Genomic DNA, 16,408 nt, shown 5'->3' with positions numbered 1-16,408 from the left:
GTCCGCCGCGGGCCCCGGACGGTAGCCTGGGGCGGTGTTCTTCGACATCAACGGCGGCGAGTTCCTCGTGATCCTGCTCGTCGCCGTGATCGTCGTCGGCCCCAAGCGGCTCCCCGGGTACGCGGAGCAGCTCGCCCGCCTGGTCAAGCAGGGCCGGGGCATGCTCGCCGACGCGCGCCGCCGCGTGGACGACGAGCTCGGCGACGAGGTCAAGGACATCGACTGGGAGGCGCTGGACCCCCGGCGCTACGACCCGCGCCGCATCGTCCGGGACGCCCTGCTGGACACCGACGCCGCCCCCGCGGGCGCGCGCACCGCCGCGTCCGCCGCCGGTGCCGGGGCCGCCGGCCGCGCCGCCCGGGCCGCGGCACCCGCGCCGCCCGCACCCACCCCGCTCGAGCCCGGCGCGCCCGCGCCGTTCGACGACGAGGCCACCTGAGGCGACCCCGTCCCCACCCGTTGTCCGGGCCCCCGCCCCCGAACCGTCAGAATGGACTCATGGTCTCCGCCCGCCCCCGCATCTTCTCCGGGATGCAGCCCACCTCCGACTCCCTCCACCTCGGCAACTACCTGGGCGCCCTGACCCAGTGGGTCGCCCTGCAGGACGCGTACGACGCCCTGTACTGCGTGGTGGACCTGCACGCCCTGACCGTCGCCCCGGACCCCGCGCTGCTGCGGGAGCGGACGCGGCGGACGGCCGCCCAGTACCTGGCGGCGGGCGTGGACCCGGAGCGGTCGATCCTGTTCGTGCAGTCGCACGTCGCGGAGCACGCGGAGCTGTCCTGGCTGCTGTCCTGCGTCACGGGCTTCGGCGAGGCCGGGCGGATGACGCAGTTCAAGGACAAGTCCGCCAAGCACGGTGCCGAGGGCACGACCGTCGGGCTGTTCACCTACCCGATCCTCATGGCGGCGGACATCCTCCTGTACGACACGGCCCTCGTGCCGGTCGGCGAGGACCAGCGCCAGCACCTCGAGCTGACGCGCGACCTGGCGCAGCGGCTGAACTCGCGGTTCGGCGACGACACCGCGGTCGTCCCCGAGGCGCACATCGTCAAGGCGACCGCCAAGATCTACGACCTGCAGGACCCGACCGCGAAGATGAGCAAGTCGGCGTCGAGCCCGAACGGCATCATCGAGCTGCTCGACCCGCCGAAGACGGTGACGAAGCGCATCAAGTCGGCCGTCACCGACGCGATCGGCGAGGTCCGCTACGACCGGGAGCACCAGCCCGGGGTCGCGAACCTGCTGACCATCTTCTCCGCCCTCACCGGCCGGGACGTCGACGCGATCGTCGCCGACTACGCGGGCAAGGGCTACGGCCACCTCAAGGTCGACCTGGCGGAGGTCGTCACCGACTTCCTCACCCCGTTCCAGGAGCGCGTCGACGGCTACCTGTCGGACCCGGCCACGCTGGACGCCGTGCTCGAGGACGGCGCCGAGCGCGCCCGGGACATCGCGCAGCGCACCCTCGACCGGGTCTCCGACCGGTTCGGCCTGCTGCCGCGTCGCCGGACGACATGAACCCCACCGGGCCGTTCGGCGAGGAGGTGCGGATCGGCGTCGCCGTGACCGTGCCCCCGCCGTTCGACGCCCAGCTCCGGGCGGCCCGGGCCCGGGTCGGCGACCCCGCCGCGGACCTGATCCAGCCGCACATCACGCTGCTCGGCCCCACGGTCCTGCCGGTGGCGTCCCTGCTCGCCGTCGAGGAGCACCTCCGGGAGGTCGCCGCCCGGCACGCGCCGTTCGCCGTGCACCTGCGCGGGACGGCGTCGTTCCGGCCGGTGTCGCCGGTGGTGTTCGTCGAGGTCGTCGAGGGCATCGCGTCCTGCGAGCTGCTCGAGATCGACATCCGGACCGGCGTGCTGGAGCAGGACCTGCGGTTCCACTACCACCCGCACGTCACCGTGGCGCACGACGTCCCGAACGACGCGCTCGACCGGGCCTTCGTCGAGATGGCGGACTTCGAGGCGCGCTTCGACGTCGCCGAGATCCACGCGTTCGAGCACGGCGACGACGGCGAGTGGCGCACGATGGGCGCGTTCGCCCTCGGCGGGGCCTGACCTGCACCTCGAGCCGGTGGCTCGGGATGCCGACCCGCGGGCGGCCTCCTAGGGTCGGGCGCATGGGTATCCCGGCCGAACCGCGAGGCGCCGGGCGCGCGCACGCCGACGTGAGCAGCACCGAGGACGTGGCCGCGGGCAACCGCCGGGACATCGGCCGTCGCGCCTACCCGGGCGGGTTCGCGGGCGTCGTCGCCCGGGTGCAGGCCCTGGTCGGGTGGTGGCAGCGGAGCCGCCCGGGGCGCGCCAACGCGCGGTTCGGCGCCGCCGGCGGCGGGGTGCTCACCGGCGGCATCGCGTACGCGACGATCTTCTCGGTGTTCGCCGGGCTGACCATCGGCTACACCGTCTTCATGGCGGTGCTCGGCAACAACGACGGGCTCCGGCAGACCGTCCTCGACACCGTCGACGCGAACCTGCCCGGCCTGGTCAAGACCAGCAGCGAGGACAACGGCGTCATCGACCCGGCCGACCTGGTGCTGAGCACCGGCGTCGGCGTCGCGGGACTGGTCGCCCTCGTCGTGCTGCTGGTGAGCGCCATCTCCGCGATGGCCGCGCTGCGGACCGCGGTGCGGGCGATGTTCCAGGCCGACGGCCCCGGCGGCAACATCGTGGCCGGCAAGCTCCGGGAGCTCGGCGGTTTCGCGGGCATCGGCCTGGCGATCCTGCTGTCCGCGGTGCTGAGCATCGTGACGACGACCGCCGCGGACTGGGCGCTGGCCGCGCTCGGGCTGGAGGACTCGACGGTCGGGTCGATCGTGCTGCGGTGCGCGGGCATCGCCGTGGCGTTCGTGGTCGACGCCGTGACGTTCTGGCTGATCGTCGTGGTGCTCGCCGGGCAGCGGCCGGCGTGGCCGGACCTCCGCCAGGGGATGCTCGTCGCCGGCCTCGGGCTCGGCGTGGTCCGGGTGCTGGGGACGTCGGTCGTCGCCGGCTCCGCCGACAAGAACGCGGTGCTGGCGTCGTTCGCGGTGATCGTGACGCTCCTGATCTGGATCAACCTGATCGCCCGGATCGTGCTGCTCGCCGCCGCCTGGACCGCCGACCCCGAACCCGCCGACCCCACCCCCTGACCCGCCCCGCCCCGCCCGCCCCCCGCCCCGCCCCGCCCCGCCCCGCCCACCCGCCCCGCCCCGCCCCGCCCGCCGGGGTGGATCCATCCCGGGAGGCTCGCCGAGGTGTGTCGACACGAGCGCTCCACCCCAGGACCTGACCGCGCGGAGTGGATCCACCCTGGCTGCGGAGGGGACGACGCACCGGTGCGCGGTGGTGCGCGGTGTGCAGGATCGCCGGGCAGATCTCCGGACCGCGCCCGGGCGACGACGCGGCCCCGAGCCCTCCACAGGTGACTCAGCCGCCCGTCGTCCCCAGGCGGTGGGGAGGCGCAACGGCTCCGGGCCGTGATCGGGTGCAGCGTCGCCGCATGAGAACCCACGACGCACTCCCCGCGGTGCTGACCACGCGTCAGGCCGCTGACCGCGGTGCCCTGGCGCTGCTCAGGAACGGGACGTACCGGCGAGTCGGCCACGGCGTCTACTTAGTCGCCGGCGCGGACCGCTCGGACCCGGACGTACGCACGGCCGTCGCCACCGCCGGTCTGCCGCCCGGCGTGGTGGTCGGAGGCTGGGCAGCGGCGCGAGCCCATGAACGGCGGTCGCTACGGAGAGGCGACGTGGCGCAGTTCGACGGCTGGGACCGCGGTCGACGCGCGCCGCGCGCGGTGCTGCTGCTCGCCGGGCGGAGGACCCGGCTCGTGGACACGCCGTTCCGCCGGCTCCTCCGGAGTCCGGTCGGGCCGGACGAACGGTGCCGCGTCGACGGGCTGGTGGTGACGACCCCGCTCCGCACCGCCTTCGACCTCGCGCGCCTGACAACGGTCGACGAGGGGGTGATCGCCCTGGACAGGTTACGGGCGATCGACGTCATCGACCCGGACGCCCTGGCACGTCTCGTCGCGGAACGCAGCCGTTGGCAGGGCAGCGCGCGGGCTCGCCGGGTCCTCGCGCTCTCGGCCGACGGCGTCGAGTCGCCCCAGGAGTCCGTGCTGCGACTGCTCTGGCAGGAGGCCGGTCTGCCGATGCCCAGGTGCAACGCGTCGGTCTTCGACGGTGCGGGGGCGTTCGTCGCCCGCGTCGACCTCATCGACCCGGCGTTGGGCCTGGTCGGCGAGTACGACGGCGCGGTGCACGCCGCGGCTCAGCGGCGGAGCAGGGACGCCGAGCGGCAGGAGCGGCTCGAGGCGCTGGGGCTGGTCGTCGTGCGCGCCACCGCGACCGACGTCGCCGACGGGGCGGGGCGGGACGACTGGTGCGCCCGCCTGCGTCGTGCGGCCGCCCGGGCTCGCCTCCGTACCGGGCCGATGCCCTGGACCGTGCGCTGATCGAGGTCGGCCGGTCCCGTGGACGATTCGTGTCGACACGCATCGGCGCGCCTACCCGTGTGGATCCACCCTGGACTGGTTCGCGGGGTGGATCCACACGGGGAGAGGCGGGGCGGGACGGGGAGGGGTCAGAACGCGCGGGTGATCATCGCGCGCTTGACCTCCTGGATCGCCTTGGTGACTTCGATGCCGCGGGGGCAGGCCTCGGTGCAGTTGAAGGTGGTCCGGCAGCGCCAGACGCCCTCCTTGTCGTTGAGGATCTCGAGCCGCTGGGCGGCCCCCTCGTCGCGGCTGTCGAAGATGAACCGGTGGGCGTTGACGATCGCCGCGGGGCCGAAGTACTGGCCGTCGGTCCAGAACACCGGGCAGGAGCTCGTGCACGCGGCGCACAGGATGCACTTGGTGGTGTCGTCGAACCGGGCGCGCTCCTCGGCGGACTGCAGCCGCTCGCGGGACGGCTCGGTGCCGGTGGTGATGAGGAACGGCATGATCTCGCGGTAGGAGGCGAAGAACGGCTCCATGTCCACGACGAGGTCCTTGATGACCGGCAGGCCCTTGATGGGCTCGACGGTGATCGGCTTGTCGGGGTTGAGGTCCTTGAGCAGGGCCTTGCACGCGAGCCGGTTGCGGCCGTTGATCCGCATGGCGTCGGAGCCGCAGACGCCGTGCGCGCAGGAGCGGCGGAACGTCAGCGAGCCGTCCATCTCCCACTTGATCTTGTGCAGGGCGTCGAGCAGCCGGTCGGTGCCGTGGGCGGTGACCGTGTGCTCCTCCCAGTACGCCTCGTCGCCGTGCGTCTCGGGGGTGTAGCGGCGGATCTTGAGGGTGACCTCGAACGAGGGGATCTCCCCGGCCTTGGGCTCGGCGGCGGCCGAGCGCTCTGCGACAGCAGTCATCAGTACTTCCGCTCCATCGGCTGGTACACGGTGGTCACGACGGGCTTGGTGCCCAGGAGCACGACCGGGCGGCCCGGCCCGGGCGGCGGGACCTCCTCGCCCTTCGGCGCGGAGCCGGCGGGGGAGTCGACCGGCACGCCGGGGACCCGGCGGTAGGCCATCGTGTGCTCCATGAAGTTCTCGTCGTCGCGGTTCGGGTAGTCCTCGCGGAAGTGCCCGCCGCGGGACTCGCGCCGGTTGAGCGCCCCGACGACGACGGTCTCGGCGATGTCGAGCAGGAACCCGAGCTCGAGCGCCTCGATGAGGTCGGTGTTGAACGCCCGGCCCTTGTCCTGGACGGACACCCGGGAGTAGCGCTCCTGGAGCACCTGGATGTCGGCGAACGCCTGGCGCAGCGACTCGGCGGTCCGGAACACCTGGGCGTTGGTGTCCATCGTCTGCTGCAGCTCGCGGCGGACGTCGGACACGCGCTCGCCCTGGGGTCGTTCGCGCATCTGCTCGAGCTGGGCGACGACCGCGGCCTCCGGTGTGTCGGGCAGGTCGACCCAGGGGGCGGTCGCGGCGTACTCGGCGGCGGAGATGCCCGCGCGCTTGCCGAACACGTTGATGTCGAGCAGGGAGTTGGTGCCGAGCCGGTTCGACCCGTGGACGGACACGCACGCGACCTCGCCGGCGGCGTACAGGCCCTTCACCACGTGGTTCGTGTCCCGGAGCACCTCGGCCTCGACGTTGGTCGGGACCCCGCCCATCGCGTAGTGCGCGGTCGGGTAGACGGGCACGGGCTCGGTGTACGGCTCGATGCCGAGGTAGGTGCGGGCGAACTCGGTGATGTCCGGGAGCTTCGCGTCGATGTGCGCGGGGTCCAGGTGGGTCAGGTCGAGCAGCACGTAGTCCTTGTTCGGGCCCGCGCCGCGGCCCTCGCGCACCTCGTTCGCCATCGCGCGCGCCACGATGTCGCGGGGCGCGAGGTCCTTGATGGTGGGTGCGTACCGCTCCATGAAGCGCTCGCCGTCGGCGTTGCGGAGGATGCCGCCCTCGCCGCGCGCGGCCTCGGACAGCAGGATCCCGAGGCCGGCGAGGCCGGTCGGGTGGAACTGGAAGAACTCCATGTCCTCCAGCGGCAGCCCGCGGCGGTAGGCGAGCGCCATGCCGTCGCCGGTGAGGGTGTGGGCGTTGGAGGTCGTCTTGTAGATCTTGCCGGCGCCGCCGGTCGCGAGGACCACGGACTTGGCGCGGAAGATGTGGATCTCCCCGGTGGCGAGCTCGTAGGCGACGACGCCCGAGACGGCCACGTCCTCGCCGTCCGGCACCTCGCGGCCGGTGAGGTCGTGGGTGAGCAGCAGGTCGAGCACGTAGAACTCGTTGAAGAACGCGACCTCGTTCTTCACGCACTGCTGGTAGAGCGTCTGCAGGATCATGTGCCCGGTGCGGTCCGCCGCGTAGCAGGCCCGGCGCACGGCGGCCTCGCCGTGGTTGCGGGTGTGCCCGCCGAACCGGCGCTGGTCGATCCGGCCCTCGGGGGTGCGGTTGAACGGCAGGCCCATCCGCTCCAGGTCGAGCACGGCGTCGACGGCCTCGTTCGCCATGATCGTCGCCGCGTCCTGGTCGACGAGGTAGTCGCCGCCCTTGACGGTGTCGAAGGTGTGCCACTCGGGGTTGTCGTCCTCGACGTTGCCGAGGGCGGCGCACATGCCTCCCTGGGCGGCGCCGGTGTGCGAGCGGGTCGGGTAGAGCTTCGAGATCACCGCGGTGCGGGTGCGGGCCGAGGACTCGAGCGCGGCACGCATGCCCGCGCCGCCGGCACCGACGATGACGACGTCGAACTGGTGGGTCTGCATCGGGGTCGATGCCTCCAAAGCTGTGCGAGGGGGGTCAGGCGGTGCAGAACGACGGCAGCAGGTCGGCCGGGCTGTTCGGGGGGCACGGGTCGAACGTGAAGATCACGAGGGTGCCGAGCACGACGACGACGGTGAACGCCACGTAGAGGGCGAGCTTGAGCACCAGGCGGGTGCCGTCCTTGCGGGCGTAGTCGTTGATGATCGTCCGCACGCCGTTGGTGCCGTGGATCATCGCGAGCCAGAGCATCAGCAGGTCCCAGATCTGCCAGAACGGGGACGCCCACTTGCCGGCGACGAAGCCGAAGTCGATGGCGGAGATGCCCTCGCCGGCGACCAGGTTGACGAACAGGTGGCCGAAGATCAGCACGAGCAGGACGACGCCGGACGCGCGCATGAACACCCAGCCGTAGAGCTCCCAGTTGCCCCGGGAGGTCCGGCGGCCGGGGCCGGCGGCGCGGGTGCGGGGGGCGGGGATCGTGGTCATCACTCGCCTCCGAAGACGTGCATGAGGTGGCGCGGCAGGAACCCGGCCATCGTGAGGGCGAACAGCCCGAGCACGACCCAGAGCATGACGCGCTGGTACTTCGCGCCCTTGGACCAGAAGTCGACCAGCATGATCCGGATGCCGTTGAAGGCGTGGAACACGATGGCGGCGACGAGGCCGGCCTCGCCGAGCCCCATGACGGGGTTCTTGTAGGTGCCGATCACGGCGTTGTACGCCTCGGGGGAGACCCGCACGAGCGACGTGTCGAGCACGTGCACGAGCAGGAAGAAGAAGATCGCGAAGCCGGTGATGCGGTGGGCGACCCAGGACCACATGCCTTCGCGGCCGCGGTAGAGGGTGCCGCCGGGGCGCGGTGCCGTGGGGGCGGCGTCGTTGCGCGGTTCGGCTGGCGCAGTGGGCACGGGAGGCCTCCTGGCGAGTTCGGGCGGGACTGCAGTGTCCGGTCAGATCACTGTAGTGATGGTGCGACCTGCCGCCCCTCCCGGAAGACTCGAACGCCCCGACTGTGACCAAGCGCACACGTCGATCGGGACCGAGGTCCCAACCGGGCGGCGCGACCGGGAGGCGGCACCCACCCGGGTGACGGCGGCCCGGTTCATCCCGGTCCCTCCCGATACGCTGCCCCGCATGTCCCAGACCCCGGCGACGTCCGCTGCGCCCGCCCAGCCCCAGCCGATCGACGGCTTCCACGCGGTCGTGCCCGCCGGCGGTGCCGGGACCCGGCTCTGGCCCCTGTCCCGCCAGGGCGCGCCCAAGTTCCTGCACGACCTGACCGGCACGGGCCGCACCCTGCTCCAGGGCACCGTCGACCGGCTGCTGCCGCTCACCGGCGCGGCCGGCGTCCTCGTCGTCACCGGCGTCCGGCACGCCGAGGCCGTGTCGGCCCAGCTGCCGGAGCTCGGCGCGGAGCAGGTCGTCGCCGAGCCGTCGCCCCGGGACTCGATGGCCGCGATCGGCCTCGCCGCCGCGATCCTCGCCGAGCGGCACGGGCCCGACGTCGTGCTCGGCTCGTTCGCCGCGGACCAGGTCATCGAGGACCTCCCGCAGTTCTGGTCCGCGGTCACGGAGGGCGTCGCCGCGGCGCGCGCCGGGTACGTGGTGACCATCGGCATCACCGCGACGGCGCCGTCGACGGCCTTCGGGTACGTCCGGTCGTCGGAGCCGCTGGGCGTCGCGGGCGCGGCGAGCGCGCGGCACGTCGCCGGGTTCACCGAGAAGCCCGACTCCGAGACCGCCGCCGCCTACCTCGCCACCGGCGACTACCGCTGGAACGCCGGCATGTTCATCGTGTCCGCCGGCGTGCTGCTGGACCACCTCGCGACCCAGCTGCCGACGCTGGCCGCGGGACTGCGCACGATCGCGGCGGCCTGGGACGACCCGGAGAGCCGGGACGCCGTGCTCGCCGAGGTCTGGCCGGGGCTGACGAAGATCGCCATCGACCACGCCATCGCGGAGCCGGTGGCCGCGACCGGCGGCGTCGCCGTGGTCCCCGGCGACTTCACCTGGGACGACGTGGGCGACTTCGCCTCGCTCGCGACCCTGCTGCCCCCGGTCGACGCGGATGGCGCGCGCACCCTCGGCGACGACGCGCTGGTGCAGCGGATCGACGCCCCGGGCGCGGTCGTGGTGCCCGCGGACGGGCGCACCGTGACGGTGCTCGGCATCCCCGACGCCGTGGTGGTCGACACCCCGGACGCGCTGCTCGTCACCACCCGGGCGCACGCCCAGGCCGTGAAGAGCGCGGTGGACGGCTGGCGGGGCCGCGGGCGCGAGGACCTGGCCTGATCCGTCCGCGGGCCGGGCGCGCACCTGCCGCGACCTGCGCCGCGGACTAGGGTCGGTCGGGTGATCGTCGACCCCACCCGCGTGACCCGGATCGTGACCGCGCTGCACCCCGAGCTGGTGGAGCTGCGGCGGGACGTCCACGCGCACCCCGAGCTCGGCCGTACCGAGCAGCGCACCACGCGGGTGGTCGCCGACCGGCTGCGCGCCGCCGGGCTGTCCCCGCGGCTGCTGCCCGGCACGGGCCTCGTCTGCGACATCGGGCCGAGCACCGTCGACACCGGCCGGCGCCGGATCGCGCTGCGCGCCGACATCGACGCGCTGCCGGTCCAGGAGACGACCGGGCTGCCGTTCGCGTCCACGGTCCACGGGGTCGCGCACGCCTGCGGGCACGACGTGCACACCGCGGCGGTGGTCGGCGCCGGCCTGGCGCTCGCCGAGCTGCACGCCGCGGGGGAGCTGCCCGTCGGGGTGCGCCTGGTGTTCCAGCCCGCCGAGGAGGTGCAGCCCGGCGGCGCCCTGGACGTGATCGCCTCGGGCGCGCTGGACGGCGTCGACCGGATCTTCGCCGTGCACTGCGACCCGAAGGTGGACGTCGGCCGGATCGGCTCGCGGATCGGCCCGATCACCTCGGCCTCCGACGAGGTCACCGTCGTCGTCACCGGGCCGGGCGGCCACACGTCGCGCCCGCACCTGACCGGGGACGTCGTGTACGCGCTCGGCCAGGTCATCACGCAGGTCCCCGCCGTGCTGGGCCGCCGCCTCGACCCGCGCTCCGGGGTGAACCTCACCTGGGGCGCGGTGCAGGCCGGCCAGGCGCACAACGCGATCCCCGCGTCGGGCTCCGTCCGCGGCACGCTGCGCTGCCTCGACGTGCGGGCCTGGGAGCGGGCGTCGCAGGTGTTCCACGAGGCGGTGGACCAGGTCGTCGCGCCGTACGGCGTCGAGGTCGAGGTGCGCCACCAGCGCGGCGTCCCGCCGGTCGAGAACGACGAGCGCGCCGTCGCGGTGCTCGAGGCCGCGGCGCGCGACGTGCTCGGCGAGGAGTCGGTGCTGCTGACCGAGCAGTCGCTCGGCGGCGAGGACTTCGCCTGGTACCTGACCAAGGTGCCCGGCGCGATGGCCCGCCTCGGCACCCGCACGCCCGGCGGCCGGACCTACGACATCCACCAGGGCGACCTCGTGGTGGACGAGCAGGCCATCGCGGTCGGTGCGTCGCTGCTGGCCCGGACGGTGCTGCGCGTCGGGGCGAGCGCGTCCGCCTGAGGCGTCCCGCGCGCGTCCGCCCGAGCGGTCGCCGCCCGCCCGCGGGTGGTCGCGCTGCTCCGGTCGGGTGACCGGGGGCCCCGGCCAATGTTCCAAGTCCGTAACGAAGGCCCTGTGTGACCCCCCGGTAACACTGCGGATACCTGGGCGTGGCTAGGGTTCGTGGCGAACACCGGACGGCCCCGTCCGAAGTCGCGCGCAACGGTGCGCGCGCAACGGCGGCACACCCGGACCGGTCGACGACGAGAAGCAGGAGTGTCGCGTGAAGAAGATCATCCGAGTGGCCGCCCTCACGGGGGCTGTCGCGCTCGCCCTCGCCGCCTGCGGCAGCGCGCCGGAGGAGTCCGAGGGGTCCGCGGGCTCCGAGGGCGGCGCCGACTTCAAGGCCTGCATGGTCTCCGACGAGGGCGGGTTCGACGACAAGTCGTTCAACCAGTCCGGCGCCGAGGGCCTGGACCGTGCCAAGGCCGAGCTGGGCATCGAGGAGGTCAAGGTCGAGTCCTCGGCCCCGACCGACTACACCCCGAACGTCGACTCGCTCGTCGGGCAGGACTGCAACCTGATCATCGGCGTCGGCTTCAACCTGGCCGACGCGCTGACGGCCGCGGCCGAGGCGAACCCGGACGTCGAGTTCGCGCTGATCGACTCCGGCTTCGGCAGCGAGATGGACAACGCCAAGCCGCTGCTGTTCAACACCCAGGAGGCCGCGTACCTGGCCGGCTACGTCGCCGCGGGCACCTCCGCGACCGGCACCGTCGCGACGTTCGGCGGCATCCAGCTGCCGTCCGTGTCGATCTTCATGGACGGGTTCGCCGACGGCGTCACCAAGTACAACGAGGACAACGGCGCCGACGTCAAGGTCCTCGGCTGGGACAAGGAGGCCCAGACGGGCTCCTTCACCGGTGACTTCGAGAACCAGACCAACGGCCAGAACCTGGCCAAGGGCTTCATCGACCAGGGCGCGGACGTCATCATGCCGGTCGCCGGCCCGGTCGGCCTCGGTGCCGCCGCCGCCGCGCAGGAGGCCGGTGACGTCTCGATCGTGGGCGTCGACGCCGACTGGTTCGAGACCTCGCCCGACTACTCGTCGATCGTCCTGACCTCGGTCATGAAGCAGATCGGCCAGGCCGTGTTCGACACCGTGTCGGACGCCGTCGACGGCAACTTCACCTCCGAGCCGTACGTCGGCACGCTGGAGAACGAGGGCATCGGCATCGCGCCGTTCCACGACTTCGACGCCAAGGTCCCGGCCGAGGTCAAGACGGCCGTCGAGGACCTCAAGGCCCAGATCATCTCCGGTGACCTGGTCGTGGAGTCCCCGAGCCAGAACTGACGCACCACGCACCACGCACGCACCACGGTGGCCCGGGCAGCGAGCCTGCCCGGGCCACCGGTGCGTCCACACCCGGCGCGCACGGGTGAGCGGCTGTCCCTGGCCGCCCGAGTTGTCCTAGTGTGCGCACGACGACCGACCGAAGGAGCAGGCCCACGTGAAGCTGGAGCTGCGGGGGATCACCAAGCGTTTCGGCGCCCTGGTGGCGAACGACCACATCGACCTCGTGGTCGAACCCGGCGAGATCCACGCGCTGCTGGGGGAGAACGGCGCGGGCAAGAGCACGCTGATGAACGTGCTGTACGGGTTCTACGACCCCGACGGCGGCGAGATCCGCGTCGACGACCGCGCGGTCACCTTCGCCGGTCCCGGCGACGCGATGGCCGCGGGCATCGGCATGGTGCACCAGCACTTCATGCTGGTCCCGGTGTTCACCGTCGCCGAGAACGTCGTGCTGGGCTACGAGCCCGTCAAGGGCGGCGGCTTGATCGACCTCGCCGAGGCGCGCCGCCGCGTCCGCGAGATCTCCGACCGGTTCGGGTTCGACGTCGACCCCGACGCCCTGGTCGAGGACCTCCCCGTCGGCGCGCAGCAGCGCGTCGAGATCATCAAGGCGCTGTCCCGGGACGCGAAGGTCCTGATCCTCGACGAGCCGACCGCGGTGCTGACGCCGCAGGAGACCGACGAGCTGATCGCGATCATGCGCCAGCTGAAGGCTGCGGGCACGTCGATCGTCTTCATCACCCACAAGCTCCGTGAGGTCCGCGCCGTCGCGGACCGGATCACGGTGATCCGCCGCGGCAAGGTCGTCGGCAGCGCGTGGCCCGACGCCGCCGAGACCGAGCTCGCCTCGCTCATGGTCGGCCGGTCGGTGTCCCTCGGCGTGGACCGCGCCCCCGCGCAGCCGGGCGACGTCGCCCTGCGGGTGCGGAACCTGTCCGTGCTCGACGAGGCCGGCGTCCGCCAGGTCGACGACGTGTCGTTCGACGTCGCGCGCGGTGAGATCGTCGCCGTCGCCGGTGTGCAGGGCAACGGCCAGACCGAGCTCACCGAGGTCATCCTCGGCCTGCAGCAGCCCGTCGCCGGGTCCGTCGTCCTCGACGGCACCGAGCTGGTCGGCCGCACGGTCAAGGAGGTGCTGCTCGCCGGGGTCGGGTTCGTCCCGGAGGACCGCACGGAGGACGGCGTCGTCGCCGACTTCTCGGTCGCCGAGAACCTCATCCTCGACCTGTACGACCAGCCGCCGTTCGCGAAGAACGCGTTCGCGATCGACCCGCGCGCCGTCCGGGAGAACGCCGAGCGCCGCACCGTCGAGTTCGACGTCCGCACCCCCTCGATCGAGGCGCACGCGGGCACCCTGTCCGGCGGCAACCAGCAGAAGGTCGTGCTGGCCCGCGAGATGTCCCGGCCGCTGCGCCTGTTCATCGCCTCCCAGCCCACCCGCGGCCTGGACGTCGGCTCCATCGAGTTCGTGCACAAGCGCGTCGTCGCGGAGCGGGACACCGGCACCCCGGTGATCATCGTGTCCACCGAGCTCGACGAGGTGCTCGCGCTGGCCGACCGGATCGTGGTCATGTACCGCGGCCGGATCGTCGGCATCGTCCCCGGCGGCACCGACCGCGACGTGCTCGGCCTGATGATGGCCGGCGTCCCGCAGGCCGAGGCCCAGCAGCAGGCCGCGACCCACCACACCGTGCTCGGCGAGGCCGACGTCGACGCCTCCGAGGAGGAGAGCAAGTGAGCCAGGCGACCCCCGCCCCCGAGCAGCCGGCCGGGTCCACCGCGCCCGCGCCGCGGCCCGACGACGGGCTCGAGGCCCGCTCCCAGGGCGCGCTGCGCGAGATGCTGGCCAGCAGCTGGCTGGTCACCGTCGCCGCGCTCGTGCTGGCGCTGCTGATCTCCGGCGTGCTGATCGCCGCCGCCGACGCCGACGTGCAGGACGCCGCGGTGTACCTGTTCGCCCGGCCGTCGGACTTCTTCGTCGCCGTGTGGGACGCCGTCTGGGGCGCGTACGTCGCGCTGTTCCAGGGCGCCGTGTTCGACCCGACGGCCTCGACGTTCGTCCGCGCCGTGCGGCCGATCACCGAGACCATGACCGTGTCGGTCCCGCTGATCCTCGCGGGCCTCGGCCTGGGCATCGGCTTCCGCGCCGGCATGTTCAACATCGGCGCGCAGGGCCAGATCATCCTCGGCGCGGTGTTCGCCGGGTACATCGGGTTCTCGTTCGACCTCCCGCCCGTGCTGCACCTGCTGCTCGCCGTCATCGGCGCCGCGGTCGGCGGCGGCCTGTGGGCCGGGATCGCCGGGTTCCTCAAGGCCCGCACCGGCGCCAACGAGGTGATCGTCACGATCATGCTCAACAACATCGCGATCTACCTGGTCGGGTACCTGCTGACCACGTCCGCGTTCAAGCGCGAGGGCAGCAACAACCCGATCTCCCCGCCGATCGGCCCGAACGCGGAGTACCCGCTGCTGCTCGGCTCGCAGTTCCGGCTGCACCTGGGCTTCGTCGTCGCCGTGCTCGCCGCGGTGTTCGTCTGGTGGCTGATGAACCGGTCGACGCTCGGCTTCCAGTTCCGCGCCGTCGGGTCCAACCCGCGCGCCGCCCGGACCGCCGGCATCAACGTCAACCGGGTGTACCTGCTGGTCATGGTCGTCGCGGGCGCCCTCGCGGGCCTCGCCGGCTCCGCGCAGCTGCTCGGCACGGAGAAGGTCCTCACGGCCGGTGTCGCGGCGAGCTTCGGGTTCGACGCGATCACCGTCGCCCTGCTCGGCCGGTCCAAGCCGCTGGGCACGTTCCTCGCGGGCCTGCTGTTCGGCGCGCTGCGCGCCGGCGGGTTCGCCATGCAGGCCCGCACCGGCACGCCGATCGACATCGTGCTGGTCGTGCAGTCCCTGGTCGTGCTGTTCATCGCGGCGCCCCCGCTGGTGCGGGCGGTGTTCCGCCTCCCGTCCCCGGGCGGCCACGGCGGCGCACCCGCCCCTGAGCTGTCCGCCCCCGTCGTCAAGGAGGCCGCCGCGTGAGCGCCGTCACCGCCACCGCGCCGCGCGCGTCCGCCGCGGCCAAGCCGCTGCCGCCCATCAGCTACCGGGCGCCGATCGTCTACGGCGCCGTCGCCGTGGTCGCCCTGCTGCTGTTCGGCATCCTCCCGGCCTCCGGGCGGCGCACCACCTTCACGGTGTCCACCGGCAAGGACTTCTTCCAGATCGAGCCGTTCTCGGTGCCGTCCAAGGTCACCGCGATCGTGCTCTGCCTCATCGCCCTCGGGCTGGCCGCGTGGTCGTTCCAGGCCGCGCGCACCCGCCGCAAGGTGGGCATCTGGCTCCCGGCGGTCTACGCCGTCGCGCTGATCTTCGCGCTGCTGGTCTGGGCGGTCGCCGGCAAGTCGCAGGCGCTGCCGCTCACCAGCCTGCTGCAGGGCTCGCTGTTCCTCGCGGTGCCGCTGGTGTTCGGCGCCCTCGCGGGCCTGCTGTCCGAGCGGTCCGGCATCATCAACATCGCGATCGAGGGCCAGCTGCTCGCCGGTGCGTTCCTCGCCGCGGTGGTCGCGACCGTCACGCAGAGCGCGTACCTCGGCCTGATCGCCGCACCCATCGCCGGCGCGCTGGTCTCGCTGCTGCTCGTCGCGTTCGCGATCAAGTACATCGTCGACCAGATCATCGTCGGCGTGGTGCTCAACGTGCTCGTCGTCGGCATCACGAGCTACCTGTTCTCCACCGTCCTGACGGAGAACCAGAGCGGGCTGAACTCCCCGCCGCGGCTGCCGACCATCGACATCCCCGTGCTGTCGCAGATCCCCGTGCTCGGCCCGGTGCTGTTCCGGCAGACCGTGCTGGTCTACGCGATGTACGTCGTCGTGGTCGTGCTGCAGGTGATGGTGTTCCGCAGCCGGTGGGGCCTGCGCCTGCGCGCGGTCGGCGAGCACCCCAAGGCCGCCGACACCGTCGGCATCAAGGTGAACCGCACCCGCGTGTGGAACACCGTCCTCGGCGGTGCGGTCGCGGGCCTCGGCGGCGCGTTCTTCACCGTCGCCAACGGCCTGGCGTTCGGCAAGGAGATGACCGGCGGGAAGGGCTACATCGCCCTCGCCGCGATGATCCTCGGCCGGTGGAGCCCGAAGGGTGCGCTCGCCGCCGCCCTGCTGTTCGGGTTCGCCGACAACCTGCAGGTGGTGCTCGGCATCATCGGCACGCCGATCCCCAGCCAGATCATGCTGATGACCCCGTACGTGGTGACGATCTTCGCGGTCGCCGGCCTCGTGGGCCGCGTGCGCGCGCCCGCCGCGGAGGGCATCGCCTACGTCAAGTGAGCCACCGGCCGCCGCCCGCGCACCCCGCGCGGGACGGC

15 protein-coding genes are annotated in these 16,408 nt (G+C 72.9%); 11 read left to right on the top strand and 4 right to left on the bottom strand.

Annotation, left to right across the window (positions count from 1 at the left end; genetic code table 11):
• The first annotated feature begins 34 nt into the window (after positions 1–34).
• The 5 genes from ACFVXN_RS09535 to ACFVXN_RS09515 all read left to right on the top strand — a co-directional run bounded on the left by ACFVXN_RS09535 (position 35) and on the right by ACFVXN_RS09515 (position 4,440).
• The gene (locus ACFVXN_RS09535; RefSeq protein WP_389230911.1) at positions 35–439 is read left to right on the top strand and encodes a Sec-independent protein translocase TatB; all 405 of its coding nucleotides are present in this window, start codon (positions 35–37) and stop codon (positions 437–439) included.
• A 59-nt stretch (positions 440–498) separates the two neighbouring features.
• The gene (gene trpS / locus ACFVXN_RS09530) at positions 499–1,521 is read left to right on the top strand and encodes a tryptophan--tRNA ligase (protein ID WP_389230908.1); all 1,023 of its coding nucleotides are present in this window, start codon (positions 499–501) and stop codon (positions 1,519–1,521) included.
• Positions 1,518–2,060, top strand: coding sequence for a 2'-5' RNA ligase family protein (locus ACFVXN_RS09525; RefSeq protein WP_389230905.1), 543 nt, complete (start codon positions 1,518–1,520; stop codon positions 2,058–2,060). Before trpS ends, ACFVXN_RS09525 begins: the two co-directional genes overlap by 4 nt.
• Before the next feature lie 62 nt (positions 2,061–2,122).
• Positions 2,123–3,133, top strand: a complete 1,011-nt coding sequence (locus ACFVXN_RS09520) for a YihY/virulence factor BrkB family protein (RefSeq protein WP_389230902.1) — start codon at positions 2,123–2,125, stop codon at positions 3,131–3,133.
• A gap of 599 nt (positions 3,134–3,732) precedes the next feature.
• On the top strand, positions 3,733–4,440 hold the full coding sequence (locus ACFVXN_RS09515; protein WP_389230899.1) for a hypothetical protein: 708 nt from the start codon (positions 3,733–3,735) through the stop codon (positions 4,438–4,440).
• Between the two features lie 128 nt (positions 4,441–4,568).
• On the opposite strand, the gene ACFVXN_RS09510 is transcribed toward ACFVXN_RS09515, so the two are convergent.
• Genes ACFVXN_RS09510 through sdhC form a run of 4 tightly spaced genes read right to left on the bottom strand, consistent with a single transcriptional unit; the run spans position 4,569 to position 7,993 of the window.
• Positions 4,569–5,336, bottom strand: a complete 768-nt coding sequence (locus ACFVXN_RS09510; protein WP_389230896.1) for a succinate dehydrogenase iron-sulfur subunit — start codon at positions 5,334–5,336, stop codon at positions 4,569–4,571.
• Positions 5,336–7,174 (bottom strand): succinate dehydrogenase flavoprotein subunit, encoded by a 1,839-nt coding sequence (sdhA, locus tag ACFVXN_RS09505; protein ID WP_389230893.1) that lies wholly within the window; start codon positions 7,172–7,174, stop codon positions 5,336–5,338. Before sdhA ends, ACFVXN_RS09510 begins: the two co-directional genes overlap by 1 nt.
• 34 nt (positions 7,175–7,208) lie before the next feature.
• Complete coding sequence (sdhD, locus tag ACFVXN_RS09500) at positions 7,209–7,658, bottom strand: succinate dehydrogenase, hydrophobic membrane anchor protein (RefSeq protein ID WP_389230890.1); 450 nt, start codon at positions 7,656–7,658, stop codon at positions 7,209–7,211.
• A complete protein-coding gene (gene sdhC / locus ACFVXN_RS09495; RefSeq protein ID WP_389232562.1) occupies positions 7,658–7,993 on the bottom strand; it encodes a succinate dehydrogenase, cytochrome b556 subunit in 336 nt (111 codons plus the stop codon). The genes sdhD and sdhC overlap by 1 nt, the downstream gene beginning before the upstream one ends.
• Before the next feature lie 313 nt (positions 7,994–8,306).
• Here sdhC and ACFVXN_RS09490 point away from each other — a divergent pair, with 313 nt between their 5' ends.
• The 6 genes from ACFVXN_RS09490 (at position 8,307) to ACFVXN_RS09465 (ending at position 16,370) form a co-directional block, all read left to right on the top strand.
• The gene (locus tag ACFVXN_RS09490) at positions 8,307–9,464 is read left to right on the top strand and encodes a mannose-1-phosphate guanylyltransferase (protein WP_389230887.1); all 1,158 of its coding nucleotides are present in this window, start codon (positions 8,307–8,309) and stop codon (positions 9,462–9,464) included.
• A 60-nt stretch (positions 9,465–9,524) separates the two neighbouring features.
• Positions 9,525–10,727: an amidohydrolase gene (locus ACFVXN_RS09485; protein WP_389230884.1), complete on the top strand. Its 1,203-nt coding sequence runs from the start codon at positions 9,525–9,527 to the stop codon at positions 10,725–10,727.
• Positions 10,728–10,989: 262 nt separating this feature from the next.
• On the top strand, positions 10,990–12,060 hold the full coding sequence (locus tag ACFVXN_RS09480; RefSeq protein WP_389230881.1) for a BMP family ABC transporter substrate-binding protein: 1,071 nt from the start codon (positions 10,990–10,992) through the stop codon (positions 12,058–12,060).
• A gap of 157 nt (positions 12,061–12,217) precedes the next feature.
• Positions 12,218–13,801, top strand: coding sequence for an ABC transporter ATP-binding protein (locus ACFVXN_RS09475; protein ID WP_389230878.1), 1,584 nt, complete (start codon positions 12,218–12,220; stop codon positions 13,799–13,801).
• Positions 13,798–15,084 (top strand): ABC transporter permease, encoded by a 1,287-nt coding sequence (locus ACFVXN_RS09470; protein ID WP_389230875.1) that lies wholly within the window; start codon positions 13,798–13,800, stop codon positions 15,082–15,084. Before ACFVXN_RS09475 ends, ACFVXN_RS09470 begins: the two co-directional genes overlap by 4 nt.
• Positions 15,081–16,370 carry an ABC transporter permease gene (locus ACFVXN_RS09465; protein WP_389230872.1) on the top strand — a complete coding sequence of 430 codons (1,290 nt, stop codon included), beginning with the start codon at positions 15,081–15,083 and terminating at the stop codon, positions 16,368–16,370. Before ACFVXN_RS09470 ends, ACFVXN_RS09465 begins: the two co-directional genes overlap by 4 nt.
• The last annotated feature ends 38 nt before the right edge of the window (positions 16,371–16,408 follow it).

The sequence above is a fragment of the Cellulomonas sp. NPDC058312 genome (genome assembly GCF_042880135.1).
Lineage (GTDB): Bacteria > Actinomycetota > Actinomycetes > Actinomycetales > Cellulomonadaceae > Cellulomonas.
The sequence above is the reverse complement of the archived record's forward strand: the minus strand, read 5'-3'. Positions and strand labels throughout refer to the sequence as shown.

What these genes read in the sequence shown, in the direction of transcription:
- sdhC (WP_389232562.1), bottom strand. Translation starts at nt 7,993, where the DNA reads ATGTGGTCCTGGGTCGCCCACCGCATCACCGGCTTCGCGATCTTCTTC.
- ACFVXN_RS09525 (WP_389230905.1), top strand. Translation starts at nt 1,518, where the DNA reads ATGAACCCCACCGGGCCGTTCGGCGAGGAGGTGCGGATCGGCGTCGCC.
- trpS (WP_389230908.1), top strand. Translation starts at nt 499, where the DNA reads ATGGTCTCCGCCCGCCCCCGCATCTTCTCCGGGATGCAGCCCACCTCC.
- ACFVXN_RS09520 (WP_389230902.1), top strand. Translation starts at nt 2,123, where the DNA reads ATGGGTATCCCGGCCGAACCGCGAGGCGCCGGGCGCGCGCACGCCGAC.
- ACFVXN_RS09510 (WP_389230896.1), bottom strand. Translation starts at nt 5,336, where the DNA reads ATGACTGCTGTCGCAGAGCGCTCGGCCGCCGCCGAGCCCAAGGCCGGG.
- ACFVXN_RS09490 (WP_389230887.1), top strand. Translation starts at nt 8,307, where the DNA reads ATGTCCCAGACCCCGGCGACGTCCGCTGCGCCCGCCCAGCCCCAGCCG.
- sdhA (WP_389230893.1), bottom strand. Translation starts at nt 7,174, where the DNA reads ATGCAGACCCACCAGTTCGACGTCGTCATCGTCGGTGCCGGCGGCGCG.
- sdhD (WP_389230890.1), bottom strand. Translation starts at nt 7,658, where the DNA reads ATGACCACGATCCCCGCCCCCCGCACCCGCGCCGCCGGCCCCGGCCGC.